Here is a 24,855-nt window from a genome sequence, read left to right as displayed (position 1 = left end):
CCAGGAAGGAATCTACTACCCGGTTAAATCGTTCTGATTTCCCGGTAGCTTCAGGAGAATAGGGCTTGGCAAAAAGTAAACGAATCCCCATTTTAGCGCAAGCTCTTTTCATCCATTTGGTTCGATAATGGCAAAATCTTCCGGTCCGCCCAAATGCAGCTGGTTTGTGCCCAAATGGGCTGTTCCCTCATACACTCCCCTCCCTTTCAGGCCAACACGTGCGGGAAAATTGAAAGGTTTTTCCGCACCGTCAGGTTAAGGTTTTTAAGTCAGATAAACCCTGCTGAAATTAAAGATATTGATGAGTTGAATCTGCTTTACTGGCAATGGCTTGAGGAGGATTATCACCGCAAAGTCCATAGTGAGCTTAAAATGAGTCCCTTGGATTTTTTTATGGCGCAATCGGAGCGGATTAAGATTTTTCCGAATCCGGCCCTGCTTGATGAATACTTTTTATTGAGGGTAAAGCGTAAGGTAAAGCATGATGCTACTTTATCACTGGATAACATCCTGTATGAAACGGATGAGCACCTGGCTAATTCCCGGGTAGAGGTAAGATATGACCCGGAATGGCTATCGAATTCAAATAAACCCATTCTTCTCTATCATGAAGGGAAAAAGGTTGGAGAAGCAAGGCAGGTTAACTTCCATGATAATGCCCATGTGAAAAGAAAAGGCCCGGGCAGACCAGCAAGGGTTAAGCCTGAAGATTTCATAGACACTGACAACGAGACCAAAAATGTTTCCGATGAAAGCTACAATCATATATCTTTTACCAGCATCTCCAAGGTATCTAATCCCAACCTACCCAATGAAGAAAAGGGGGAGGGTTAAATGTTCACCCAATTCTTTAACTTGAAATTCAATCCGTTCACCAAAGAGATTCCAGTAGATAAATTATTTTTAAGTAACAATCTAGAGGAGCTTACTTCCCGCCTCATGTATCTTCAAAGGGCAAGGGGAATTGGTCTTATCATTGGTGAGGCCGGTACCGGTAAAACAACGGCTTTACGCCAATATGCTCAAAGTTTGAACCCGGCTTTATTTCAATCCTTTTATTTTCCCCTGGCAACGGTAACGGTACAGGAATTCTATCGGGGATTAGCCTTGGAACTGGGCGAAGAACCTAAGCATAAGAAGGTAGATCTTTTCCGCCAGATTCAGTCGGCAATTGGTTCCATGTATTATGAGCGCCGGGTTACACCTGTTATCATTTTAGATGAGATTCACATGGCTTCCAACAAGTTGCTAGAGGATTTACGGATAATTTTTAATTTCAATATGGATTCAGAAAATCCATTCATCTTAATCCTGGCAGGACAACCCCTGATCCGCAGCAAGTTAGCCTTGAATGTGAATAATCCTTTAAGGCAGCGGATTGTAGTGAAACATATGATGAGTAACATGCAAAAAGATGAATTAGGAGGGTATCTGAAAACCCGTCTGGCCTTTGGTGGTACACATGAAGAACTTTTCACGGCACCATCGATGGAAGCTATTTATGGCGTTACCAATGGAGTACCACGGCTGGTAAACAGCCTGGCTACAAATTGCCTCCTGTATGCTTGTGAGAAAAAGCAAAGACAGGTTGATGAAGAAACTGTCTATCAAGCTCAAAGTGAATTGAATTTCTAATCTTACTACCGGTCAGCCGCTGGAGTTATTTGATTCTGGCGGCTTTTGGTTTAATCAAATTGGATACCACTTTAAAATGAGAAATGAAATATTTTTATCGGGTTAATCTGCAAAATTAACTCATAATGGCTCAATATGAGGTGGTTTTAATTTGAGAATTATGGCAGGATTAATGTGAGAATTCACAATGAATATCAAGAAAGAACTAATAGGCAGGGGGAACTGAGAGGCAAACGGATACTATTTTGAAAGTTTCTCCTTGCTGTGCGGGGTTTAATCCCCCGTTTGAATCGTGGTTTTTGTGCGCGTGACCCGCCGCCTGTTGACCTGGGCAGGGCTGAAGAGATTTTGATCCCCCTACCCTTGAGGATACTTTGTTTCTTTGATAATATTAGTTCAAAGAATCCTTGAATGCTGTTTGCTTAATCAGCATATACTACCAAAGGAGGAATACGAATGTCTAAGACGCAAGTAAAAGGGGAAAATCCTATGTTAATAAAACGTATCTCTGTATCTCAAAAGCGCCAGATAACTATACCGATTGAGTTCTATAACAGTGTCGGCATTGATAAGGAAGTCGAATGCTACGTCCAGAACGATACCATTGTGATCCGCCCCGTTCGGGAAAGCAGCGGTGAATTTGACGAACAGATCTTAGCTGATTTAATAGGGCAGGGTTTGTCCGGACAAGAACTCCTGGGCAAATTTAAAGAAACACGTCGTCAGATCCGCCCTGCGGTGGAACGCTTACTTGATGAAGCCCATCGGGCTGCTCAAGGCGAAGCATCAAGCAATACGTATGAAGATGTTTTTGGCTCGGAGGCAGAGTGATGGCAAAACTGATCATTTTACCTCCCGTTGCGCGCTACCTTAAGAAGCTAAAAGAGAAACCGCTCAAAGATAAGTTCAAAGCCACTATTGACCAGCTTCTGCTAGATCCATATTTGGGAGATCCCAAAACCGGCGATCTTAGTGGTGTATATTGCTGTGATATTTTTTATAACAAGACCAACTACGAGCTTGCCTATACAGTTATTGAAGAAAACGGAGAAAAGGTAGTTGTTATTCTTGCTGGTACCCGCGAAAACTTTTATGAAGAACTAAAACGATATATGCAGCATCCTCGTAAATAGCTTTAAGGGTTTATCCCCAGCGCCCGCCCTCACGAGCGGTGATTCCGTCCTTAGGGCATCAATCAGGCTGGCTTTTTCCTTATTCGTCAGCTTCCGTAGATTGATGCCCTAGTCTTTTTTATGATTTCCGCCGCCTTGTTTTAGTATGTCCAGTTCCATTTGTTTACGATATATCTCTTTTTTCAGTGATTTAACCTCTGCCAAAAGCACATCCCTATTGTCAGGAAGAGGCGGCCAGTTAAGACCGGAATTTCCGGTGGACGATCGATAACCCCCTTCATTTCAGGGGGGGGGTATACTTTTGCGCAAAATCCTGTATTTTCGCGTATTAGTATCACCTTTCTCTCAAAACACACGTGGAGACAGTGGTAAGGATATATCGGGGGTAAAGTACCGGGAATCGTACATTTATAATGCTGGAAGATATGTTGCCGCAGACGTAAAATAGGGTTAGGGTCGTGTGTGGGGAGTATGAAGGAGGTAAAAATCTATGAACCTATGTGATATATGCAAAAAAAATCAAGTTGATATACATGTGGGGACACCCAGTGGAGAAAATCTCCACCTTTGCTGGGAATGTAACAACAACCTCGCTGCTGAATATTTAGGTATAGACCTTATACCTTTTAGGAACGGCATTTACGAATATACCGGCATAAGAGGTAAAAAGCATACGTTTAGGATTAACCAGATTGTACATCCAGTTGGAATCGGCTATGAAGCAGATGAGATAACGGTTGACCAAAGTCCTGGATTCAAAGTAGCGGTAATGGACAACCTGGATTGTGATCAAGCGGTACTTTTCGATAAGCTGGAAGCCAAGATTAAAAAGACAATATTTAAGAGATATCTCAAAATCAGTAAAGATTCTTATTTTGGTAAACGTATTATCATAAAGAACGATGAAGTAGTGGGCAGATTTGAATACGATGAGAGAAACGAAAGTATTCCTATGGTAGTAATCGATGGGAAAGCATTTTCCTGGGATGAGCTGGGCAAGATGCTGACTACATATGAAGGTTTTCAGTTCGCATTGGAGATTTACGATATGACTGATGATATCAAGTAAAAGTGTATATTGAAGATGTGGTGAAGTACCACGTGACAAGGGGACGGGGGTATTGACACACAATGATTATATGTGGTATTAATTACCACAGAGGTGATTTTTGTGCCAAGAGTGGCAAGGATAAAAAGTAAGAGTCGAATATACCATGTTATTATGAGAGGAATTAATCGTCAGATTGTGTTTGAGGAGAATGAAGATTGCGTCAAATTTATTCAAACCTTGCAGAAATACAAGGCGATTAGTAAATACAGATTATATGCTTATTGTTTGATGGGTAATCATCTCCATTTACTGTTGATGGAAGGCACGGAACCCCTAGGGAATGTAATGCGAAGGATATGTAGCAGCTATGTTTTATGGTACAACAAAAAGTATGACAGGGTAGGGTACTTATTTCAGGATCGATTTAAAAGCGAGCCTGTAGAAGATGATGGATATTTTCTAACAGTACTTAGATATATATTTCAGAATCCTGTAAAAGCTGGTATAGTAACTAAAATTAAAGATTATAAGTGGACTAATTATACTGACTACATTGAAGGAAGCAATAAAACCGATACGGACTTTGTTCTTGATATTTTTAATACAAATAGAGAAAGAGCAATAAGGAGTTTCATTGAGTATATAAACAAAACGAACGATGATAAATGTCTGGATATCCCGGGAAAACGGCAGTTAACGGATGAAGATGCTAAAAAAATAATCAAGGATCATTGTCATATTTATAATGCGCTAGATTTGCATAAGTTTGATGTTAATAAGAGAAATCAATACTTAAAAGAGTTGAAGGAAGGTTATGGCTTATCAATTAGACAAATAGAGAGGTTGACGGGAATTGGCAGGGGGATTATCCAAAGAGCCTAGTGTGACAAAACCCCCGTCCCCATGACACGGCGTCCCCATGACACGGACACGCATGGGAAAATATGGGAAAATAAAGAATAAGAAGGGAGAAATGTATTATGAAGATTCAGATTTAGCCAAAAACGAAGAGTGGGAAATGGGCAGCTATATTAACTTTGCTCTTTATTGCATTGATGGTTTTAAAGTTATCGGCTTTAGCTATTGCAATCCGACTTCCGTTTCCTTCACCATTAATTGCCGGGTTGGGAATGATTGGCTTTGTTTCGGGTGTCATTTCAATTTTCAAAAATAAAGACAGATCATTATTTGTTTTATTGTCTATACCAATTGGACTGCTGATTATTTTTTGGGTTGCGGCTGAAATAGCGTTTCCTCATTAATAGCCGCTATTTCATCATTCGCTTATGGAGGTAAAAATTATGGCGATTGGTATTTTGATTGCAATAGCCTCAATTATTGGCATAGTCTATGGAATCATTAAGAAGAACAAACCGTATTGGCTGAGGGTGCGCCGGTCAAGGAGGTGGCTTTTTTCGGCTGCACCGATGCTTACTGTAACGGAAAATTTTTGGTCTGTTGAGCTGTCTTGATTTTCTTCGGTTTTTTGGGTCGGTCTTTACTTCGGATGGAAAACTCGGCCTGGGCTATATTCTGACGTAGTATTTCCAGATGGGGTATTACATCGGCCAGTTTTTTTCGGAAAAATATAATTACAAACTCTTCTCCACCATAGCGAAAGGCTCTTCCTCCCACGGTAACCTGGTTTAATTTGGAGGCCACCATTCTTAATACCTAATCACCCACATCATGACCATAATTGGTCATTAAACTTTTAAAAGTCGATATCCACCATGGCTACAACATAATTGCCGCTGAGTATCATCACTTATAATAGGCCTGGACAAGGGTAAAATAGTAAATTCGTATCTATAAGTGAAAGGATACTTTTTTATTTTACATAAGCAAAAAATGAGCTAGTGCTGCTTCGGATAGAAAGGATTTGAAGATGGGGAAAAAACTATTCGTATTCAATAAAATTGCCATTGTTTACGGTCTTTTTTTTAATTGGCAAGTGGGGAACTACCGCTACATTTTGAATAATGTCAAAGACGAGTTGGATTTTTCCACCTATCGAAGCGTCATCGACATAGGATGCGGTACAGGAGCACTATGCAAGGTGTTTCAAGAATATGGTCTGGAGGTGACCGGGCTAGATCCTGCCGAAGCTATGCTTGCGATTGCTACGAAAAAGGCTGGGAAAATAGAACCAAACGAACCGTTTATTCGGTTTATTCGTGGCGATGCGCTTAATGGGCTCCCATTCCGTAAAAGAAGTTTTGACTTGGCCATAACATCCTATGTGGCCCACGGGCTTATGCCAAAGGAGAGGCTGATCCTTTACAATGAGATGAAAAGAGTGGCAAGGCATACAGTTGTTTTGTTAGACTATAACGAACACCGTTCATTGATTAGCGACATTGCAGAATGGCTGGAAGGCGGAGACTATTTTAACTTCATAGGAAACATCAGGGATGAATTAATGCAACAGTTCGGCAATCTTAAAGTCATCAATACCGGCAAGCGTTCTGCGATGTATATTTGTAAAATAGACTAATGCATTACATTACTAAGTTTTCCCACAGTTGATTTGGATTTCGCCTTGCTGGTAACGATACTGCAGACCTAGCTTCATGTTCTGACTTAAAGATTGGCTTTCTTGTTGGGCGAGGGAGGCCATAATTGTCAGCATCATGACCTCGCCCTTGGAATCCAGCATCACTGCATCCTATGTGGCTACCGGTGTTATTCTTGTTCGGATATTTTTAAGAAAAGCTCCGAAGATTTTCTCTTATGCCTTATGGGCGGTGGTGTTGTTTCGGTTTATTGGGGTCCTTTACAGCATTCTTTTTAGTGTTCGGAACTTTGATAACATAAACCGAAAACAGGCACCCCTGTGTAGCTTCCAGACTATGTGGTATTTGTGCTGGACTTATTATTATATCCCCGGATGAAGCTATCGCACTTTTTTCGCCTACAGTAATAATACCTTCGCCTTCTATAACTTGAAAAAGCACATCCACCGGTGTTTTGTGGGAAGGAACCTGTTCTCCTGGTTCGAGAAGCAAATTGATAATACCAATTTCGGGCATGTCTATGATCGGCCTACCTTTTATACCCCAGCCAGTCTGCATATAGGGCAACTCATTCACTTTGATAATTTCCATTTAGACCGCCTCCTATATATTTAAACTAATAAGGTTATTTTTACTTTCTTCGAATCGATTAGCTAACTTAGCATTTGGCTGAATCTGCTCTGAACGAATAGTGTCTATTGCTCTTGAAAGGGATTATCCCGAAATGCGCCATCTTGAGACAGTCCCTGCTGCATAGATTATCCGAGGATTTTCTTCAGATCTTCATCAGGTGTCGAAATCGGGGAAATGTTGAAGTTGTCCACTAAATAATTCAGGACGTTAGGAGAAACAAAGGCCGGAAGTGTTGGCCCCAGGTAGATGTTTTTGATACCCAAAGACAGCAGTGTCAGTAAGATGCTGATCGCCTTCTGTTCATACCAGGAGAGAACCATGGTAAGAGGCAGTTCATTCACACCGCAGCCAAAAGCTTCAGCAAGTGCTGCTGCGACACGAATTGCACTGTAGGCATCGTTGCACTGTCCCATGTCCATGATACGAGGTAGTCCGCCGATTTCTCCCAAATCCAAATCATTGAAGCGGTATTTGCCGCAGGCCAGCGTCAGAATCACACTGTCCTGAGGTGTTTGGCGAACAAACTCGGTATAATAGTTGCGACCGGATTTAGCGCCGTCACAGCCGCCGACCAGGAAGAAGTGCTTAATGGCTCCAGCTTTAACGGCATCGATTACCGTATCTGCAACCGACAGTACAGTACCGTGCCCAAAGCCGGTTGTTACCTGTGTTCCTCCGTTAATACCGGTCATTCTGTGCTCCTCGGTATAACCTCCCAGTTCCAGTGCCTTTTCAATGACTGGTGTGAAGTCTTTAGCTTCGTCGATGTGCACCATTCCCGGATAAGCTACCACCGCGGTGGTGAAGACGCGATTACGGTAGCTGTCTTTTACCGGCATCAGGCAGTTGGTGGTGTAGAGAACAGGTGCGGGAATATGGTCAAGTTCCTTTTGCTGGTTATACCATGCGGTGCCAAAGTTACCTTTAAGATGGGGATAAGCCTTCAGTTTCGGATATGCATGGGCGGGAAGCATCTCGCCATTTGTATAAATATTAATGCCCTTACCCTTGGTTTGCTCTAACAGCTGATACAAGTCATATAGATCATGGCCCGTTACCACGATAAAAGGACCTTTCTCAATGGTAAGCGGTACAGTTGTGGGCACGGGTGTTCCGTAAGTTTCCGTATTTGCTTTGTCCAGCATCTCCATGCATTTGAGGTTGACGGTGCCGCTTTCCATTACCAGGGGCAGTAGTTCGTCCATACCCCAATCCTCACCGATAGCAAACATGCCCTTATAGAAGAAATTGTTAACTTCCTCATCGCTATACCCCAGGATCAGTGCATGATAGGCATAGGCGGCCATACCGCGCAGACCGAACAGGAGCAGAGATTTCAGTGAACGAATATCCTCGTTGTCATTCCACAGCTTTTCAATATCATAATCACCGGTATTGACACCAGGGTTTCCAACCTGAGCTAGCAAAGTATTTTTCGCGTTGCGGACCGCTTCAATCTGGCGGGTTATTGCTTCGTTGTCAAAGTTTACGTTGGTGACTGTGGTAAAAAGGGCTTCCAGCATGGTGCGGTGTGTCGCTGCATTAGGTTTATTCACCTGTGCTGCACGCGCCAGGCCGACGAGCGCGCCGGTCAGTTCATCCTGTAATTTGGCAGTATCCGCTTTTTTGCCGCAAATACCTGCTTTACCAATACATGCGATTGATTTTGTGGTCTGCTCACACTGAAAACAAAACATATCTGCCATTATGATTACCTCCATCCATTTTTGTTTTGTTAGTCTAAAATCCTTCCGTCAGAGGAAATGGTGAATACCTGGCAGGGAATCATTTTTCTGCAGTCCCGGAGTGCCGCTTTGACAGCGTTTTCGATACCGCCGCAGCATGGAACCTCCATGCGTACAATGGTGACGCTTTTTATGTTGTTTGCCTTTAAGATTTCTGTCAGTTTCTGGGTATAGCTTCCGCTGTCCAGCTTCGGGCAACCGATAAGCGTGATGCGATTTTTGATGAATTTATCATGGAAATTACCATAGGCGTAAGCCGTACAATCTGCTGCAATGAGCAGATTAGCACTCTCAAAGTAGGGCGCGGTTATAGGCACAAGCTTAATTTGAACGGGCCATTGCCTGAGCTGTGACTGCATGGGATTGGTACAATCTTGTGCTGGATGGTCGTTTTTAGGTTCAATCATTTTTACATTGGTACCGGGACAGCCACAGGGCAGGATGCTGTTTTCGGCCTCGCATTGCTTTTTCGCTTGTACAGCACTCTCGTCGTATGGGGCGGCTTCTCGTTCTTCAAAAGAAATTGCGTCGGTTGGACAGACCGGCAGACAATCTCCTAGTCCGTCACAGTAATCGTCCCGCAGCAGTTTAGCCTTGCCGTTTAAAATTCCTATTGCGCCCTCATGACATGCTTCGACACACAGACCACATCCATTGCACAGGGATTCATCAATCCTAATGATTTTTCTGATCATGCCATCCTTCCCTCCTCTCTGTAAATACTATATCATAAACGTTTTGCTTCAATCGGTTGCAAATGCAACACAAACATGATAAATTTAACCATAATAAAAGGATGTGAGTTGTATATGCAAAGAGATTTGGGGAAAAACGTTAAATTATTTAATGATATTAAAGCAGATGATTTGTCTGTTATGCTGTCCTGTCTCGGTGTGAAAAACCAACAATATGAAAAAAGAAGTATTATTATAATGGCGGAAGATAATGTGGATCATGTGGGGGTTGTTTTGTGGGGGGCAGTCCTGATTGTGAAAGAGGATTTTTCCGGGAACCGATCGATTGTTGATCATATCGGGCAGTATGAAATGTTCGGTGAAGCCTTCGCTTGTGCCGGAATACAAAAGTCACCGGTCACAGTTGTTGCCGCTGAAAAAAGCGAAATCATGTGGATTCAGTTTCGCCGGATAATCAATACATGCTCTATGAGTTGCGTATTTCATGCCAAGCTAATAGAAAATATGATGAAAGTACTTGCCGTAAAGAACTTGCAAATGAATCAAAAACTAGAGATTACATCGAAAAGAAATTTGCGGGATAAACTGAAGGCGTATCTTCTCATACAGGCAAAAGAGGCCAAATCTTTTGATTTTATAATACCGTTGAACAGAAGCGAGCTGGCAGATTACCTATATGTGGACAGAAGCGCCTTGTCTAGAGAACTATGCAAAATGAGAGATGAAGGACTCATAGAGTTTAACAAGAACCACTTTTGCATGACTAGAGACTGACCTTAACCTTGCCGGCATAATCATCGAAATGGGGTTGGGGAATTTTATTGACGCGGTGACGGGGTAAGGAGGGTTCTTTATGGCAAAAATTGCGGTGGTCTATAAATCTAAATATGGCAGCACGGAAAAATATGCGCATTGGATTGCCGAAGATGTCAAGGCTGATATTTTTATAGCCGACAACGTCAAGCTCAATATTCTTTTAGATTATGATACGATCGTTTACTGTGGGGGATTGTATGCTGGCGGGATACTGGGTTTCTCGTTGATAAAGAAAAACTATGCTCAGCTCAAAAACAAAAAAATAATTGTTGTTGCTGTGGGAGCTACATTAAAAAAAGAAATCGCACTTGCAGAGGTAAAAGGAAGCAACTTTACCCCCGAAATGCAGAATAGAGTATCACTTTATCTGTTGCGCGGGGGATTTAATTATAAGAAAATGAACCTGTTGGATAAAACATTAATGTATCTTCTGGTAAAATCATTGAAGTTTAAAAAGAAGGAGGAATTGGACGACGATTCTAAAGGTATGATAGCTACTTATGGAAGAGTTGTCGACTTTACGAACAGGAAAGCGATTGTTCCAATTATCAATGCAATTATGGATTCTTGGAAGGCAGAGTGACAAGGGGACGGGGGTATTGACACACAATGATTATATGTGGTATTAATTACCACAGAGGTGATTTTTGTGCCAAGAGTGGCAAGGATAAAAAGTAAGAGTCGAATATACCATGTTATTATGAGAGGAATTAATCGTCAGATTGTGTTTGAGGAGAATGAAGATTGCGTCAAATTTATTCAAACCTTGCAGAAATACAAGGCGATTAGTAAATACAGATTATATGCTTATTGTTTGATGGGTAATCATCTCCATTTACTGTTGATGGAAGGCACGGAACCCCTAGGGAATGTAATGCGAAGGATATGTAGCAGCTATGTTTTATGGTACAACAAAAAGTATGACAGGGTAGGGTACTTATTTCAGGATCGATTTAAAAGCGAGCCTGTAGAAGATGATGGATATTTTCTAACAGTACTTAGATATATATTTCAGAATCCTGTAAAAGCTGGTATAGTAACTAAAATTAAAGATTATAAGTGGACTAATTATACTGACTACATTGAAGGAAGCAATAAAACCGATACGGACTTTGTTCTTGATATTTTTAATACAAATAGAGAAAGAGCAATAAGGAGTTTCATTGAGTATATAAACAAAACGAACGATGATAAATGTCTGGATATCCCGGGAAAACGGCAGTTAACGGATGAAGATGCTAAAAAAATAATCAAGGATCATTGTCATATTTATAATGCGCTAGATTTGCATAAGTTTGATGTTAATAAGAGAAATCAATACTTAAAAGAGTTGAAGGAAGGTTATGGCTTATCAATTAGACAAATAGAGAGGTTGACGGGAATTGGCAGGGGGATTATCCAAAGAGCCTAGTGTGACAAAACCCCCGTCCCCATGACACACCTTATCCAAAGAGCCTAGTGTGACAAAACCCCCGTCCCCATGACACATGCGTCCCCATGACACATGACACACAAGAGCGCCCGGGTTTCCGCAGTGGCGATGCCCGTTACTTCCAGCCTATGATCAGCCTGAAACTCTGCCACTACATCTCTGGTTTGCCCGTCATAGACCTGGTTTGCCCGGCAATTATAGCCCAGTGCGATTAGCTGCTGCTTCATTTCCAGGACATCATCCCCGGTAAACCCTTCCTTCAAAAAGGGTATCTCAAAGGAGTCAGCCATCGACTTCAAGTGCCGGAATCTTTCATCAATGTTTTCCGGGGTGACTTTATATGTTCCGGTCTTAAGCCCATTACATATCAAATCTCCGCCTGCCGGTGCATAATGTACCCTATCCTTATAATTATCAAGATCGTCGACAAAGCCTTCCAGGTCGCTGAACATATGAATCTCAGCGTTGTCATATTTCAATATACTGAGCATAATCTCTTTATGAATGGCCAAATAATCATCGACCGTACCCTCATAGACTAGGTCATAGGTGTTCAGAATGCTTATACAGGGAACAATAAACACAAATTTGATCGCAGGATTCTCTTTCAGAAAGGGAATAATATTTTGCTCAACATTTTTCTTAGCTTTTGTACGATAATCGATCACAGAACTCTTATCAGCCACCTTGCCATGACGGACGTAGAGGCTGCGGGCAACCGCCAGGGTACTGTATATGCTGGTGCTTTGGCTTCTGTCCACCTCAAATACGGTTTTCGCAGGAATCTTATCCCGCTTATCATATCCCGGCTGAAATTTATCGCCTAACCAATTAATCAGTATAAAGGCGCTCATTTTCGATACTTCTTTATTTAAAACATATTTAACATCATCGATTGGATTGGAGTTATAGAGATATAATGGTATATCGCCTTCATACTCCATGTGCAAATGGGGAAAGTTTAACTCATAATAGATGGTTTGCAGCCGGTTCCTTTTCAGTGATTCCCGTAGAAACAAGGTATAAATATTGGGTCTGCCTGCTGATTTGCTTAATGATATAACCCTGAGCCCTGACTGTTCACCTAGTTTATCGCTGGAAATAAAGTTTGATAACGACGAACCGACGATCACCGCCTCAGTAGGTGTGTTTTTAACGCGGCCAATCAGCCAATACATAGCGTATTCTTGGGTGTATTTATAGTAAGGCTTCATTTTGGAAAGCGGTGAGTGATACTGCATAAACGGATCAACGATAATGTTAATCATCATCAATACCAGCAGGCATACGGATGTAGCCCCCAAAACAAAAGCGACCCATTTATTTCCGTTCATCACCACACCCCTTAAAATCCCTGGTAGATAAAGGCCGAAATCGATGACATGAACAATATAGAGCACAGCAGCAGAACCACGGTGAATACAGCGTTGACCACCGTGGGTTTAAACTCAATCTCATGCAAATTCTTAAACAAAAGGATAATGACAAAGGTGAAAGCCAAAAACAATATCATATCAAGTCCGTTGACCCATGTACTGGGGTTTACCACATGAAGCAGGTTTTCCAGCCTGGTGATTACCGGCAGCTCAAAACATTCCAAAAGGGTTTGCGTAACCGCCAGAGGTTGAAACTCCGCTATTCTTTTGATAATGGTGAAACCCTGGGTGATCGAGTCCGCTCTGAAGAACACCCAGGCAATGTTGACAAATAAGAAGGTTAAAAACCATTGCACGACCTTGTGCATCTTATTCCATTGGGTTGTAAACCTTCTGGTCAAGACACTGGCCAGGCCATGCAGGAACCCCCATAGAACAAAGGTCCAATTAGCTCCGTGCCAGAAACCGCTGATCAGGAACACGATCATAATATTGGCGTAAGTCCGGACTGGTTCTTTACGGTTGCCGCCCAGCGGGATATATATATACTTGGTCAGGAATCTGGTTAAGGTTATATGCCATCTTTTCCAGAAATCCTGGATCGACAGAGCTTTATAGGGTGAATTAAAGTTGAGCGGCAGCTTGATATTGAACATCAGTCCAATACCTATGGCCATATCAGTATAACTGCTGAAGTCAAAGTATATCTGGAAGGTATAAGACAACATTACAATGAACGCATCCAGAGAGGTTAATGATCCAACCGAAGCATAGCCCCAGGTCACCGCTTTGGCAAAAACATCGGCAATAAAGATTTTTTTAGCCAGACCAATGGCGAACATCAAGATACCATATGAAAAATTCTCGTAGTTTATGCTATGATTTTTCTTTTCGTTAAGCTGGGGCATGAATTCGTGATGTAAAACGATAGGCCCTGCAATCAAGCGTGGAAAAAAGGCCACAAAAACTGCATAGTCCAGGAAACTATAATCCGCAGTTTCTCCCCGGTATGAGTCAACCACGTAGGCAATTTGCTGAAAGGTCAGGAAGCTGATACCCAATGGCAGGATGATATTTTTCAGCTCAAATGAAGCCTGAAACAGCAGATTCATATTTTCGATAAAGAAATTGAAGTATTTAAAGTAAAACAGTATCAGTAGATTTAAACTGATTACAATAAAAAGAAGCCACTTTTTCTGCGGAACAGTTCGCCCGGAGGCCAGCAATAGTTTCGAAAAAAAGTAGTTTAGAAGTATGCCGGCGCAAATGATATAAAGATATCTAAAGTTGAAATACGAATAAAAAACCACGGACATGACCAGGAGCAGAGCTTTGGCCAGCAAGTTCCATCCCAATTTATGCAATTGATAATAAGCGATTAATGTAAATGGCAAAAATGCCAGGATAAATATGTAGGAGTTAAACTGCAATTCCGTACCCCTCTGAATAGTCATTCGCAACTATAATAATTGTCGTATCCTCGACTATATTATCACAGAATTTTATGAAACACATTGGTGATTCACAATATTTACATACTTTTTCCGAACTTGAGAACCTAAAGTAAATGCTATGGTATCAAGTCATTGTTTTTGGTGGACAACAGGTAGGCAATATTGTTAAGAACGAGCTGTCAAATCTTCCTGAAACAACTGCGGGATGGACGAAATAGGGGCGGCCTAAGGGCCGCCTCGTTCCAAAATATATTAAGGCTGCTTGCTGCTATCTCTCCCAGCTAGCTGCCTTCATATCTCCATTTTAATAACAAAAGCTGCAATTTAGTAGCCGTCAAGCGTAAATTCCAGCAGTAAAATTGGCCGTTTAGATTCCTCAAAATAGCGTTTGCTCCTAAATCCCAACAATCCGTTATTTTCTAAACCGGTGATAATGAAACCCTGGTTATGTTCTGGCTGCTGGTGCCATTCCCTGGCCAGATCGCTTATATCAATGTTCAGGAAACGAAAGTGCTTGGGTTTGATCTCCGTAGAATAATGCTGGGTAGTACTGCTTTGTGGTTGCGTGTTCCAGGTGACCGTACTTTCATTCCAAGCTTCGATTACTGGCCTTATTGTTAGTACTGGGTCTTTATAAGCAACCTCGTTTCTACACAGGTTTAATATCAGGCTAGCCTCAATGATCCGCGCCTGCTTGGATAGTGGTCGCATATCAAAGTGCAGCAGTGAGTGATAAATATCCCCGGAGGAAAGATCGCGGCCTATATAGCTTGATAGTGAGTTTCTATAGTTGTGGTTGGCATAATATTTGCTTATATAGCTTTCATGATTGGGGGTTATGATTAGGACTTTTACTTGATTTTCTTCCCGTTGGGACTCAGCGGTAAAAGCGGACTGATCCTCTATATCATTATTATCATTAATAGCAAGCTCGTTCTTAGTTTCGGGATCAGTTATCCTAGTTCTTGCCGGGTTACTTTTCTCCCCATTAACTGAAGTGGTTTTATCAGAAAGCTTCTGCATCAGTTTCTGGAGCAAGGCAGCGTGTTTCTTCTCGCTGGAAAGTATGTTTTGCGTTATTTCTTCTTGCAAATTCGGGTCTGGCATCTGGGAAGAGATATCCTGATAAAGTTCCAGTAATTTCGATTTCTTTTCCATAGCCGTGGCTAACATGGAGTTAAGGTCTTTTGAGTTCATCGGAATAACCACCTCCAAAGATTTATGCACCATCTTATGGTTCTGATATGGGAAATGTTCCATATAAACACAATAATTACAAAATGCTCTTTCCCAGCCTGGATATAGTTTAACTATATTAAAACATCCCGCTTGCCTCATTTGACATAGAGGAAGCAGTAACCAAATGAACTGGAAAACATATAATGAAATTACCGCAAAATACCAGGCGGATAAAAATTTGGGAGGTGAAGAGGGGTGACATGTCAAAACTTCAAACAGATGGTGTGGGAAGCGATTGCAGATGAAATTGGTGCAGTAGCAATGTATGCACAAATGGCTAATATGGTAAACAATGTAGAGCTCAAGACCCTGATACTCAGTATTGCTGGTGATGAGTATGGACACGCTAAATTCTGGTTAGCAGTCTATAACCTGGATGACTAAAAAATAAGGCGAGAGTTCGTAGCTCTCGCCTTTAATCCAAGTCAATATTGCTAGATTTTTTCCCCACATTCTGCACAAAACTTGCTGCCGGGGTTTACTTTTGCTCCACAGGACGGGCAGAATTGTGCTGCTTTAAGTTTGGCCCCACATTCCGGACAGAACTTGGCATTGCTGGCTAGAGGTGCCTCGCATTGCGGACAACTAGCTCGTACATTCTCCCGCCAATTCTCCAGACCAAGTTTCTTGTCCTCCTCGGCCATGGCAGCATGTGCCCATACCTCCTCTACTGATTTACTAGCCTGGGCTGCAGCCATTTCTACTCCCAGGTCAGGGGCACATTCTTTACATAGACCTTTTTTATTGTTCCAGCACTTCTGGCGGCACACCCAGGATGAACAGCGCGGGCACTGTATAAAATCAGGTTTTAGCTCGTTGCAGGCATCTTCAAAGGCCTCATCGTGTGATTTCTCCCAGGAAGCAGACCTAACTCTTTCACTAACATCAGCTGCACTGCTAAATAATCCACCCAGCAAGCTACCGGCAGTGTCTAATACGCCGGTTACTGTACCGGTGATACTTGGTTTAAAGCGTGTCCGGTAACCGCTTCCGCAGCGGTCGCAGTAAAACTCGAATTGAAAGCCCTTATTAGTGCTGAGATCACTATAATTTTTAACAAATTCGATCCTGTCCGCCATAGTTTACCCTCCTTTAAATGGTTAGCAAGCTTTTATATTTATTTGTAATTCTAGCATATACAAACGCTATCAAGGGAGGGAATTCTCTCGCTTTCAAGAGGGGAGTACTAACCGAATAAGCCGGAAATGAATCCCCGAGTTTTTCATGTTGGGGATATGTGAAAATTTTATCGTTTGGCCCCTTTTCTACTACCTGGCCGTCCAGCATATAAACGGGCGTATCGATACTACATAACTTATGCCATAACTTATGCCGGTTTTTAATTTGCATGTTAAACCTCATGCCTGCAGAACGTAAGCAATTATGAAAAGGGGGTTTTCGCAGAAGAGTTCTTTTGACGTAGAAAGAGGCAGATTTTTGGAAAGTCAACTATATGGTTCCGATGCGTTATAATTGATGAAAAAGTCATTAAAGAAAAAATATAGTGACCTTACTGCAAATCCTTTTTTTGACGAAGAACATGGCAAAGCAGGTGAGAAGATGGATGAACAAGATTACCTACAGAGCGAAGGGGAATATGATGATACGCTAGATGAATACCTGGAAATGTTGGAGGAAGACGAGGCCTCTAGTGGGAGTAAACGAAGTCGGCCGGTTTTCAAAATCGGAGCTGTCGTAATTCTCTTGGCTTTTATAGCTTTTGCCTATGCCTGGCTGCCGTTTTTGTGGCCGCCCCATCTGGATTTTTTACAACAGGACCAGGCTTTATCTGAGGAAGATTTGGTGCTTCGTTGTAAACCGGCGGTAGTAAATATTCAGGCCAAGAAAACCGGGGATGCGTTGAGCAGTCAGGGAACCGGTATTAACCTGGAAGCCGAGGGGATGATAATTACCAATCGTCATGTGGTGGAAGGGGCAGAATCGGTTAAAGTAAGTTTTAGCGATGAAAAGAGCTATTTTAGCCGGGACATGGAAATCATTGATGGCTATGACCTGGCGGTTATTAGACTGAAAGCCAAGGACCTTCCATTCGTGGCCGTAGAAACAGAGCAGATGGTGGAGCGAGGACAAATTGTTACCATTATCGGTAACCCCCGTGGATTCCAGCGCATATCTTCCCGGGGTGAAGTGAAAGAGTATTTTGAAACTGATGCCGGAATGCCGGCGTTTACTATTAATGCCCCCATTGCTCCCGGCAGCAGCGGCAGCCCGGTATTAGATGAAAAGGGGTGCTTGGTAGGCATCATTTTTGCCATTGGAACCGTTAAACTCGATGGTGAAGAGCAGGAGCGCGCCCTGGCTATTCCCGCCACTGCCCTGAATTATACCGAAACCAGGTGAATATGTACCCCGCTTCCTTAAAGAGGTCGGTTCCCGTTAACAAAAAAGGCGGCGGGTTCTAATGCCCCACCTCACTGCAGCACTTGTTGAAACGGCTTCGCAGTTTATTCCGATGCTTAAAGAAAAAATAAAAGCCCGGTCCCCATTTTAACAGGAACCGGGCTTTAGCGTATTAACCCCCATGGCCGGGGGCCACAACCACCGATGAAAAGTGAGTTAGTAGGTGCTGAAATAGTAAAATGTAGTAGGAAATAAATTAAACCCCTTACGCCTCACGCCTCACTTTTCTTATTAACCACCCAAATAATTAGATGCTTATAGTGGAAGAGTACCAGACATTGCTCTTTTTAATGAGAAAAATATGCTGGCCGGTAAGCTGGGCATTGGTTTTAAACCACAGGTTGCTGTCGCTGTTGGCCGTAAGCTCGCTGACCTGGCCATCGGGCTTTATCTGGAACATGCAGGTAAAGCTGGACAGGTCGAGATCCCCCAGTTTGTATTCACTGTAGCTGTTGCCATTATGTTCTCCGCTCCTGCCGGTAGCAACGGCAGCTGCTTCAACGGGAGCTGTCCAGTCCAGAATAGCTTCATAGTTCTTATCGTCTTTGTCTACAACTTTGAGACTGTATTTACCAGAAGGCTTTTGAACATTAAACCACAGGGTGCTGTCAGTATTGGGGGTAAGCTGCAGCGTATCAGCATTGTCCTTTTGCAGGCTGATGGATTTGACATTATCCTGGGCCAGGCTGATTTGCTTGGTATCTACCTCAAAAATGTATTCTTGATATACCTGCCCATCATGCCCGCCTACTTTGCCCGTTTCTTTCAGGCTGGCAGCAATGACTGGCAGTTTTTCTACAACGGTGACTTCACAAGTGGCCGACTTGCTTGACTCGCCCCGGCTGGCGGTAGCGGTAATGTTAAGTGTACCGGTTTTATCGGCGGCGGCAGTAACCACTCCATTTTCTACAGTAGCCAGGTTGCTGTCGCTGCTGGACCATTTAACATTATTATCGCTGCTGCCATCGCTGTATTTAACGATAGCCTGGAGGGTGATGGATTTACCCTGCTGTACAGTGGCTGTAGCTGGCAGGCTTACGGATATAATTTCACCCTTGTTCAAAAGTCGCTGCAGTATGCTTGCCATCTCCGCCCGGGTGATGGCACTGTTGGGGTTGAAGTTCCCATTGGGGTTGCCGGAGATAATTCCTTCCTCGTAGAGAACCAGAATGTAACCGACATCCTCTCGGGAAATGAGAAGCCCATCCTTGAAGGGAACATTGGTGGTATCTGCAGGTTCCAATCCCAGAGCCTTGGCAATCATAACCACTACCTGGACACGGGAAGCCTGTACGGCCGAATGGAAACGGTTCAGTTTGATAATGCCCTTTTTAGCGGCTTTATCAGCATCTCCCCTTACCCAGGCCGGAACATCGGCTAATTTACTTTGCTCTTCATCTGTTGCTACTTCTTCATCGCTGGCATCCCTGGCAGCATCGTCGGCAGCCACACGCATGGCCAAAGAAAGAGCTTCGGCCTGAGTTAGCTTCTGATCGGGCTTAAATGTCCCATCAGGATAACCCCGCAAAAGCCCAATAGCCGCCATTTCTTCGATACACCGGGCTCCCCAGTGACGCTGGCTATCGGTAAAGCTAACAGCTTTCCGCTGAACGGGATTATCGTTGTTATAGAACCGGTACTCCTCGCGTAGGGATGTTTTTACCCGCTCTTGCAGGGATTTCTTGACCGCCTTTTGTTCCTGTTTAGCTACTTTCTCTTCCTGCCGGGTTGTCTTTTGTTCCTGCCGGGTTGTCTTTTGTTCCTGCTTGATGTCTTTTTGTTCTGATTTTAGCGATTTTTCTTCCTGACTACGGCTTTCCATTTGTTTTTGCTGGCCTGGGGCCGATAGCTTTTGGCTGTTTTCGGCTTTTGGATTGCTATTGCTGTTTCCCAAGCCATGGCCGTTATCCGGTTTGGCCATTACACCCGTGGACAGCAACGCTACCAGCAGCAGAGCCAGTATGGACGACAGGGTTCTCTTCATAAATCTTTCCTCCTTTAGCTGTTCTTATTTATATATACGAAGGAGGAAATAGTTTTTTGGGGGTATCAAGGGAAATAGTGGCACTGTCCCTTTTCGCTTGTTCAGCCCTGGTTCCGGTTTTTTTCTGGGGCCATAGCGGTATCGGTAAAGCAAGTGACGTAATCGATCCCAGGTCAGATACCGGATTGCTTTTTAAGGTTTTTAGCCTTTACCTTCCTTATTTATATCATCTTAAGGATATCTAAAGTCTCTATCTGCTCGGCCATCAAATCAAAATCACGATCATTGTGCAGAAGCAAGAGATTGTTTTCTATGGCGGTGAGTGCAATTAGAACATCTATTGTGCTGCGGGGTGTTATACCCTTGCGACGCAGGTCAAAATAGAGCCGAGCGGCTTTTTCATAGGTAGCTGTTTTCTCAGGCAAAAAATAAATGATTTGGGTTGAGAGATAGTCACGCAATTTTTCATATTCCTTTTCATTTTGTGTTCCTTGTAAAACCTCCTGAAAGGTATAGGAGGAAAAACCAAAATCTATATTACGGGACAAGACTTGATCAAAAAGTTGAATTTTTTCATTGATTTGCCCTTTAAGAAAACCGATGAGTACTGAAGTGTCAACCAATATCATTTTCGTCCCTCCCGCATAGCCTTGTAATCATAATTGTCGGCAAACTGTATTTTGCCGCGCAATTCTTTCAAGTCCTTACGGGTACGGCGCTCCACGAATTCTATCATAGCTTTTTCCACAACATCTTTTTTGGTTTTAAGACCAGAAACCTCCATTGCCCTTTGCATCAAGGTATCGTCTATTACAATATTGGTGCGCATGGCTATACACCTCCTTATACACATAATAGTATCTAGGATTTGTTCGGTCAATACAATTTTCGATGGAGATGAACCAACAGATATTGGTATACCCCGAACCTGTAATACAACCATCTAATGGGCTCAAAATGTGTACCCCAAAAGGGGGGGGGCAGTGGAATAAATGCTTTAAGTACGACCTTTTAAATATTAACGAAAAAAATGGGGACTATCCTTAACAGATAGTCCCCATTAATAAGCTCAATCGAATCACAATTTATTCTTCAAAAGCCTCACTTACTTTCCATACTTTCCATACGTTGCCGACCAAATCCGGCCCGGGTTTTAGTGTTTGTTTGCCTGGTCTCCATCCGGATGGGGTTGCCTCTGTTCCTTCCGAAGCTCTAACCAGTTGGAAGGCTTGAATTTGCCGGATAGATTCCTTGACATTTCTACCGACTGGCGGCGTTAACACTTCAAACCCCTGAATGATCCCGTCCGGATCAATGATAAATCTTCCCCGGGTTTCAATGCCACTATCTTCATCATAAATGCCATACATTTTACCAATACTGCCATCCTGGTCTGAAAGCATGGCAAAAGGAATATCCCGATTTATCATCTTCGATAATTCATGGTCATTCCACATTTTGTGTACAAAGATACTGTCAACACTACAGGAAAGAACCTCGACACCTAAATTCTTGAACTCTTCATACTTTTCAGCAACTGCTGAAATTTCAGTAGCTCAGACAAAGGTAAAATCACCTGGATAAAAGCATAATAGCACCCATTTGCCTTTAAACTCCGAGAGACTTACGTTGAAAAATTTACCTGCTGAATAAGCAGAAGCAGTAAAATCCGGGGCTGGCTTACCTACTTTTACCATAGATGATTTCGCCTCCTTGATAATAATTTGTTCATTTTCTTCGCTTGTGATAGAGGGCTTTTTAATAGGGGGCCTTTTACAACCTGCTTTGAATTCTTCCGGCATAAATCGAACCTCCTTCCCATGTTAGAATTATAACATAATATTATAATATAGCAAGATTCGACAAACGGCTTTTATTAAATCCCGTAACCAATTAATCTTCCGGAACGAACATGGTCTACCCCATTGCAACATTAATAAAAGAGCGAAGAAATTGCCATTAGGAGTAATTCCTCTCAGAAGCGTATATGTCCCACTTGTTAGTAACGAAAATACACTAAGGTTCTAACTGGAATACTTTCTTCTTTTGTATTTCCAGACAAATAACAAGCCGAGCAGAATACTTAATGTTGCGACAGCCACATAAGCTATTTCTGTACTAGTAATTCTGCCGCTTAAATCTCGACCTCCGAAGGGGCCATCCGGGGCATTGGCTCTATTCCCGGGGGGAGCCCATTCATTTCGTCCCTCCATGTCCGTGGGCATATTTTTCATCCTATCAATCATGCTGTCGTCCAGGCCCAATTCTTGGAGCCGGGCTATCTGGGCTGCGGATAATTGACCGCCTTCAGCCTCCCGCATAATTTCCAAGGCCTCAAATTTGACCTTGAAGCTGAAACGATCACTGTTTTTATCCTGAGCCACCATTCTCAGACTGGAATTGCCTTTGGGCCTGATGCCTACATTGTGATAAGTGTTGCCGTTTATAGTAACATCCGCCTGCCGGTATTCTTCCCGGGTAGCATTATCTATAATCCAGTCAAAATCCTTCGGCTCCATTTCAATATTTATCTCCATAATTTGCTCTTTATTAAAAAGCTTACTGGCATATTCAGGCTCGGCTGGGGCAGCGGTATCCGGATGGTGGGGGTACAGCGTCAGGAAACCCGCAGCCAGAACAGCAAGTGACATCAGTATAAGCACCAGTATATTCAGGTATTTGCTCGTTATCATTGCTCTCACCGCCATTAAGACATATATTCACCGTTGTAGCTTACCAGTACCGCATTATTTACCCCGTCAATACGGCTGACTTCGTTTACGAACTTAGTAGACATATCCTTTAACCTGATTTCCACCGTCAGCTCCACTCCGCTGCTGACCGCAACCGTTTTTGCTTTCACCACATGTTTTTTAACCTTTCCTTTCACATAATCCAAGGCCTTTTGCTCACTCTCGTCGTCAGCGCAGTTTATTACCAATATATAGGGGTTGTCGCTACTCTTCTGGTTTACGAAAAAAAGCATGATTATCCCGATGAACAAGGAACCGAAGATGGCCAGGGGAATAAGCCCGGCACCCAATACAATACCGATGCTAATGGCCCAGAACAAAAAGGCGATATCGATGGGTTCTTTGATAGCGGAACGAAAACGGACTATGGACAAGGCACCGACCATACCCAGGGAGAGAATGACATTGGAGCTGATGGCCATGATTATCAGTGTGGTTATAAGGGTCATTGCCAGCAGGGAAACACCAAAATTGGCGGAATACATGACTCCCTTGAAGGTCTTTTTATAAATCATAAAAATAAAGAGCCCCAGTATAAAAGCCAGTCCCAGGGCTATAGCGGTATCCAGCATAGAGAACGAGGTTACTTTATCTAAAAAGCTGGATTTAAAGATGTCATTAAAATTGAATTGTTCGACCGGGTTCATTAATTCTACCTCCCATTGATTAATAAGAAAAGTGAGGCGTGAGGCGTAAGGGGTGAGGGGTTAATTGATTCCTACTACATCTTAGCATTCAAGCCCCTACTAACTCACTTTTCATCGGTGGTTGTGGCCTCTGGCCATGAGGAGTTCTACTACAAAAGGTTATTAATATTCATTGGTTTGTAAAATATACCGCTCGCAGTCTTCGCATGGGCAACACCTGCGGCTTGTCTTGCGGCTCAAGGGGTACCGCGCTAATCTCCCGTCTCAGATCAGCCCAATGCCCGGCAGGCGGCATATTTGGAAATGGAACTGCTGCGGCGCTGGTTGGTTTGGATGATATCTCTTATCAGTTCCGGCAGAAATTCATCAAACTTTACTTCTAAAATGATCGTAGCGGGTGGAGCCATGGCTATGGTAGGCAATTTTGGATTCAGGAAATCCTGGGAAAAAAGAGCGCTTTGCAATTGGCTGTCAAGGGTAATTCTCACATTACCCGGTTCAAAGATATAGGCTTCGCGTCTATAATCGACTATAGTTTTGGGGCACAAGAGCTGCTGCCTTATCCGGATATAGAACTCCTGCAGCAAAGCATTATTAGAAGAAAGCAGCCAGTTCATATCATTGCCGAGTAGTTTTACACACTCTTTCCGACTAAGGGGAGCCTTTTCTTTCCAACAGAGGCTATTAATTTTACTTTTCTTTTCCAGGCGGATGAAAGATGGATCGTTGTTATAGAAACGCAGGCGAAACTTTTCCCGCCGGCTTATCCCGTTGATTTTATCCATCAAGGCCCGGTTATCCGGGCTGTCAAAATACAGACTGCGTACCCGGTAGCTGCCATCGCTTCCGGCAAAGCTGTCTGGGACTGCGATATGTTTTAGCCGGTTTACTAAGGTAATATAATCGGAAGTATTGATATAGTGTTTGATTTCATGCCTTAATTTGGGTTGCTCCATGCAGAATCACCTCCTTGAATATTAACTGTATATCCATCATAAAATACCTGTCTTAAATGAATCTTAAGATTAAAGATCTTTTTAAGATTGACATGTTAATATGGGGGTGAGGCGTGAGGCGTAGGAGTAAGGGGTTAAGCTTATGCCAAATACATTTTGCCGCTCAAGCACCATCTGATTCCTTATCACTGGTGTTCGTGCTCTCTAGCTATGGGGGATAAATAAGAAAATGAAGCGGGCAAAAGAACCGTCCCCATGCCCGCGCACCCATGCCCGCGCATGCCCGCAAAGCGAAAGGAATGATGGTTAATATGCGACTTTTGCTGGTGGAAGATGAAAGACAGCTGGCTGAAGCCTTGAGTGAGCTGC

At 42.9% G+C, this 24,855-nt stretch carries 30 protein-coding genes; 14 read left to right on the top strand and 16 right to left on the bottom strand.

Annotated features, from left to right (window positions below; translation table 11 throughout):
- Window positions 1-174: 174 nt before the first annotated feature.
- The 7 genes from PHP87_RS05530 (at window position 175) to PHP87_RS05500 (ending at window position 5,081) form a co-directional block, all read left to right on the top strand.
- Window positions 175-834 (top strand): Mu transposase C-terminal domain-containing protein, encoded by a 660-nt coding sequence (locus tag PHP87_RS05530; RefSeq protein WP_299919369.1) that lies wholly within the window; start codon window positions 175-177, stop codon window positions 832-834.
- Window positions 835-1,635, top strand: coding sequence for an AAA family ATPase (locus tag PHP87_RS05525; protein WP_299919367.1), 801 nt, complete (start codon window positions 835-837; stop codon window positions 1,633-1,635).
- 456 nt (window positions 1,636-2,091) lie between these two features.
- The gene (locus PHP87_RS05520; protein ID WP_299919364.1) at window positions 2,092-2,466 is read left to right on the top strand and encodes an AbrB/MazE/SpoVT family DNA-binding domain-containing protein; all 375 of its coding nucleotides are present in this window, start codon (window positions 2,092-2,094) and stop codon (window positions 2,464-2,466) included.
- On the top strand, window positions 2,466-2,768 hold the full coding sequence (locus tag PHP87_RS05515; protein ID WP_299919362.1) for a type II toxin-antitoxin system RelE/ParE family toxin: 303 nt from the start codon (window positions 2,466-2,468) through the stop codon (window positions 2,766-2,768). The genes PHP87_RS05520 and PHP87_RS05515 overlap by 1 nt, the downstream gene beginning before the upstream one ends.
- A gap of 490 nt (window positions 2,769-3,258) precedes the next feature.
- A complete protein-coding gene (locus tag PHP87_RS05510) occupies window positions 3,259-3,837 on the top strand; it encodes a hypothetical protein (protein ID WP_299919359.1) in 579 nt (192 codons plus the stop codon).
- Window positions 3,838-3,939: 102 nt separating this feature from the next.
- Complete coding sequence (locus PHP87_RS05505) at window positions 3,940-4,701, top strand: transposase (protein ID WP_299919339.1); 762 nt, start codon at window positions 3,940-3,942, stop codon at window positions 4,699-4,701.
- A 155-nt stretch (window positions 4,702-4,856) separates the two neighbouring features.
- On the top strand, window positions 4,857-5,081 hold the full coding sequence (locus PHP87_RS05500) for a hypothetical protein (RefSeq protein ID WP_299919356.1): 225 nt from the start codon (window positions 4,857-4,859) through the stop codon (window positions 5,079-5,081).
- Window positions 5,082-5,250: 169 nt separating this feature from the next.
- On the opposite strand, the gene PHP87_RS05495 is transcribed toward PHP87_RS05500, so the two are convergent.
- Window positions 5,251-5,484, bottom strand: a complete 234-nt coding sequence (locus tag PHP87_RS05495) for a hypothetical protein (RefSeq protein ID WP_299919354.1) — start codon at window positions 5,482-5,484, stop codon at window positions 5,251-5,253.
- Between the two features lie 223 nt (window positions 5,485-5,707).
- On the opposite strand from PHP87_RS05495, the gene PHP87_RS05490 reads away from it, so the two are divergent.
- Complete coding sequence (locus PHP87_RS05490; protein ID WP_299919351.1) at window positions 5,708-6,316, top strand: class I SAM-dependent methyltransferase; 609 nt, start codon at window positions 5,708-5,710, stop codon at window positions 6,314-6,316.
- Between the two features lie 12 nt (window positions 6,317-6,328).
- Here the strand turns inward: PHP87_RS05490 and PHP87_RS05485 are convergent, their stop codons facing one another.
- The 4 genes from PHP87_RS05485 to PHP87_RS05470 form a co-directional block, all read right to left on the bottom strand.
- Window positions 6,329-6,478, bottom strand: coding sequence for a hypothetical protein (locus tag PHP87_RS05485; RefSeq protein ID WP_299919370.1), 150 nt, complete (start codon window positions 6,476-6,478; stop codon window positions 6,329-6,331).
- A gap of 79 nt (window positions 6,479-6,557) precedes the next feature.
- Entirely contained in the window at window positions 6,558-6,926 is a 369-nt protein-coding gene (locus PHP87_RS05480) for a cupin domain-containing protein (RefSeq protein WP_299919349.1), read from the bottom strand.
- Between the two features lie 167 nt (window positions 6,927-7,093).
- A complete protein-coding gene (gene hcp / locus PHP87_RS05475; protein ID WP_299919347.1) occupies window positions 7,094-8,674 on the bottom strand; it encodes a hydroxylamine reductase in 1,581 nt (526 codons plus the stop codon).
- A gap of 29 nt (window positions 8,675-8,703) precedes the next feature.
- Window positions 8,704-9,408 carry a 4Fe-4S binding protein gene (locus PHP87_RS05470; RefSeq protein ID WP_299919345.1) on the bottom strand — a complete coding sequence of 235 codons (705 nt, stop codon included), beginning with the start codon at window positions 9,406-9,408 and terminating at the stop codon, window positions 8,704-8,706.
- A gap of 114 nt (window positions 9,409-9,522) precedes the next feature.
- On the opposite strand from PHP87_RS05470, the gene PHP87_RS05465 reads away from it, so the two are divergent.
- From PHP87_RS05465 to PHP87_RS05455, 3 genes are all read left to right on the top strand, one after another.
- Window positions 9,523-10,182, top strand: coding sequence for a Crp/Fnr family transcriptional regulator (locus PHP87_RS05465; RefSeq protein WP_299919343.1), 660 nt, complete (start codon window positions 9,523-9,525; stop codon window positions 10,180-10,182).
- Between the two features lie 79 nt (window positions 10,183-10,261).
- Window positions 10,262-10,807 carry a flavodoxin domain-containing protein gene (locus PHP87_RS05460; protein ID WP_299919341.1) on the top strand — a complete coding sequence of 182 codons (546 nt, stop codon included), beginning with the start codon at window positions 10,262-10,264 and terminating at the stop codon, window positions 10,805-10,807.
- A 66-nt stretch (window positions 10,808-10,873) separates the two neighbouring features.
- Window positions 10,874-11,635, top strand: a complete 762-nt coding sequence (locus PHP87_RS05455) for a transposase (RefSeq protein WP_299919339.1) — start codon at window positions 10,874-10,876, stop codon at window positions 11,633-11,635.
- A gap of 44 nt (window positions 11,636-11,679) precedes the next feature.
- Here the strand turns inward: PHP87_RS05455 and PHP87_RS05450 are convergent, their stop codons facing one another.
- The 3 genes from PHP87_RS05450 to PHP87_RS05440 all read right to left on the bottom strand — a co-directional run bounded on the left by PHP87_RS05450 (window position 11,680) and on the right by PHP87_RS05440 (window position 15,683).
- A complete protein-coding gene (locus tag PHP87_RS05450; RefSeq protein ID WP_299919337.1) occupies window positions 11,680-12,990 on the bottom strand; it encodes a peptidoglycan-binding domain-containing protein in 1,311 nt (436 codons plus the stop codon).
- Between the two features lie 11 nt (window positions 12,991-13,001).
- Window positions 13,002-14,462, bottom strand: coding sequence for an MBOAT family O-acyltransferase (locus PHP87_RS05445; RefSeq protein ID WP_299919334.1), 1,461 nt, complete (start codon window positions 14,460-14,462; stop codon window positions 13,002-13,004).
- Window positions 14,463-14,810: 348 nt separating this feature from the next.
- Window positions 14,811-15,683: a DNRLRE domain-containing protein gene (locus tag PHP87_RS05440; RefSeq protein ID WP_299919331.1), complete on the bottom strand. Its 873-nt coding sequence runs from the start codon at window positions 15,681-15,683 to the stop codon at window positions 14,811-14,813.
- A 237-nt stretch (window positions 15,684-15,920) separates the two neighbouring features.
- On the opposite strand from PHP87_RS05440, the gene PHP87_RS05435 reads away from it, so the two are divergent.
- Window positions 15,921-16,109, top strand: coding sequence for a ferritin-like domain-containing protein (locus PHP87_RS05435; RefSeq protein WP_011641568.1), 189 nt, complete (start codon window positions 15,921-15,923; stop codon window positions 16,107-16,109).
- 50 nt (window positions 16,110-16,159) lie between these two features.
- Here the strand turns inward: PHP87_RS05435 and PHP87_RS05430 are convergent, their stop codons facing one another.
- The gene (locus tag PHP87_RS05430; RefSeq protein WP_299919323.1) at window positions 16,160-16,804 is read right to left on the bottom strand and encodes a zinc ribbon domain-containing protein; all 645 of its coding nucleotides are present in this window, start codon (window positions 16,802-16,804) and stop codon (window positions 16,160-16,162) included.
- Between the two features lie 397 nt (window positions 16,805-17,201).
- Between PHP87_RS05430 and PHP87_RS05425 the strand changes: the two genes are divergently transcribed.
- Window positions 17,202-18,086 (top strand): serine protease, encoded by an 885-nt coding sequence (locus PHP87_RS05425; RefSeq protein ID WP_299919320.1) that lies wholly within the window; start codon window positions 17,202-17,204, stop codon window positions 18,084-18,086.
- Between the two features lie 307 nt (window positions 18,087-18,393).
- On the opposite strand, the gene PHP87_RS05420 is transcribed toward PHP87_RS05425, so the two are convergent.
- Entirely contained in the window at window positions 18,394-20,130 is a 1,737-nt protein-coding gene (locus tag PHP87_RS05420; RefSeq protein ID WP_299919316.1) for an S-layer homology domain-containing protein, read from the bottom strand.
- A gap of 56 nt (window positions 20,131-20,186) precedes the next feature.
- On the opposite strand from PHP87_RS05420, the gene PHP87_RS05415 reads away from it, so the two are divergent.
- Window positions 20,187-20,375, top strand: coding sequence for a hypothetical protein (locus tag PHP87_RS05415; RefSeq protein ID WP_299919314.1), 189 nt, complete (start codon window positions 20,187-20,189; stop codon window positions 20,373-20,375).
- Here PHP87_RS05415 and PHP87_RS05410 read toward each other — a convergent pair.
- The 6 genes from PHP87_RS05410 to PHP87_RS05385 form a co-directional block, all read right to left on the bottom strand.
- Window positions 20,352-20,759, bottom strand: a complete 408-nt coding sequence (locus PHP87_RS05410; protein ID WP_299919312.1) for a PIN domain-containing protein — start codon at window positions 20,757-20,759, stop codon at window positions 20,352-20,354. The genes PHP87_RS05415 and PHP87_RS05410 overlap by 24 nt on opposite strands.
- Window positions 20,756-20,959, bottom strand: a complete 204-nt coding sequence (locus PHP87_RS05405) for a type II toxin-antitoxin system VapB family antitoxin (protein WP_299919310.1) — start codon at window positions 20,957-20,959, stop codon at window positions 20,756-20,758. The genes PHP87_RS05410 and PHP87_RS05405 overlap by 4 nt, the downstream gene beginning before the upstream one ends.
- A 256-nt stretch (window positions 20,960-21,215) precedes the next feature.
- Complete coding sequence (prxU, locus tag PHP87_RS05400; protein WP_299919307.1) at window positions 21,216-21,932, bottom strand: thioredoxin-dependent peroxiredoxin; 717 nt, start codon at window positions 21,930-21,932, stop codon at window positions 21,216-21,218.
- A 222-nt stretch (window positions 21,933-22,154) separates the two neighbouring features.
- Window positions 22,155-22,823 carry a hypothetical protein gene (locus PHP87_RS05395; RefSeq protein ID WP_299919306.1) on the bottom strand — a complete coding sequence of 223 codons (669 nt, stop codon included), beginning with the start codon at window positions 22,821-22,823 and terminating at the stop codon, window positions 22,155-22,157.
- 14 nt (window positions 22,824-22,837) lie between these two features.
- Window positions 22,838-23,530 (bottom strand): DUF4956 domain-containing protein, encoded by a 693-nt coding sequence (locus PHP87_RS05390; RefSeq protein WP_299919305.1) that lies wholly within the window; start codon window positions 23,528-23,530, stop codon window positions 22,838-22,840.
- A gap of 269 nt (window positions 23,531-23,799) precedes the next feature.
- The gene (locus PHP87_RS05385; protein ID WP_299919304.1) at window positions 23,800-24,486 is read right to left on the bottom strand and encodes a polyphosphate polymerase domain-containing protein; all 687 of its coding nucleotides are present in this window, start codon (window positions 24,484-24,486) and stop codon (window positions 23,800-23,802) included.
- Window positions 24,487-24,855: the final 369 nt, after the last annotated feature.

Origin of the sequence: Syntrophomonas sp. (assembly GCF_028707975.1) — a bacterium.
Taxonomy (GTDB): domain Bacteria; phylum Bacillota; class Syntrophomonadia; order Syntrophomonadales; family Syntrophomonadaceae; genus Syntrophomonas.
The sequence above is the reverse complement of the archived record's forward strand: the minus strand, read 5'-3'. Positions and strand labels throughout refer to the sequence as shown.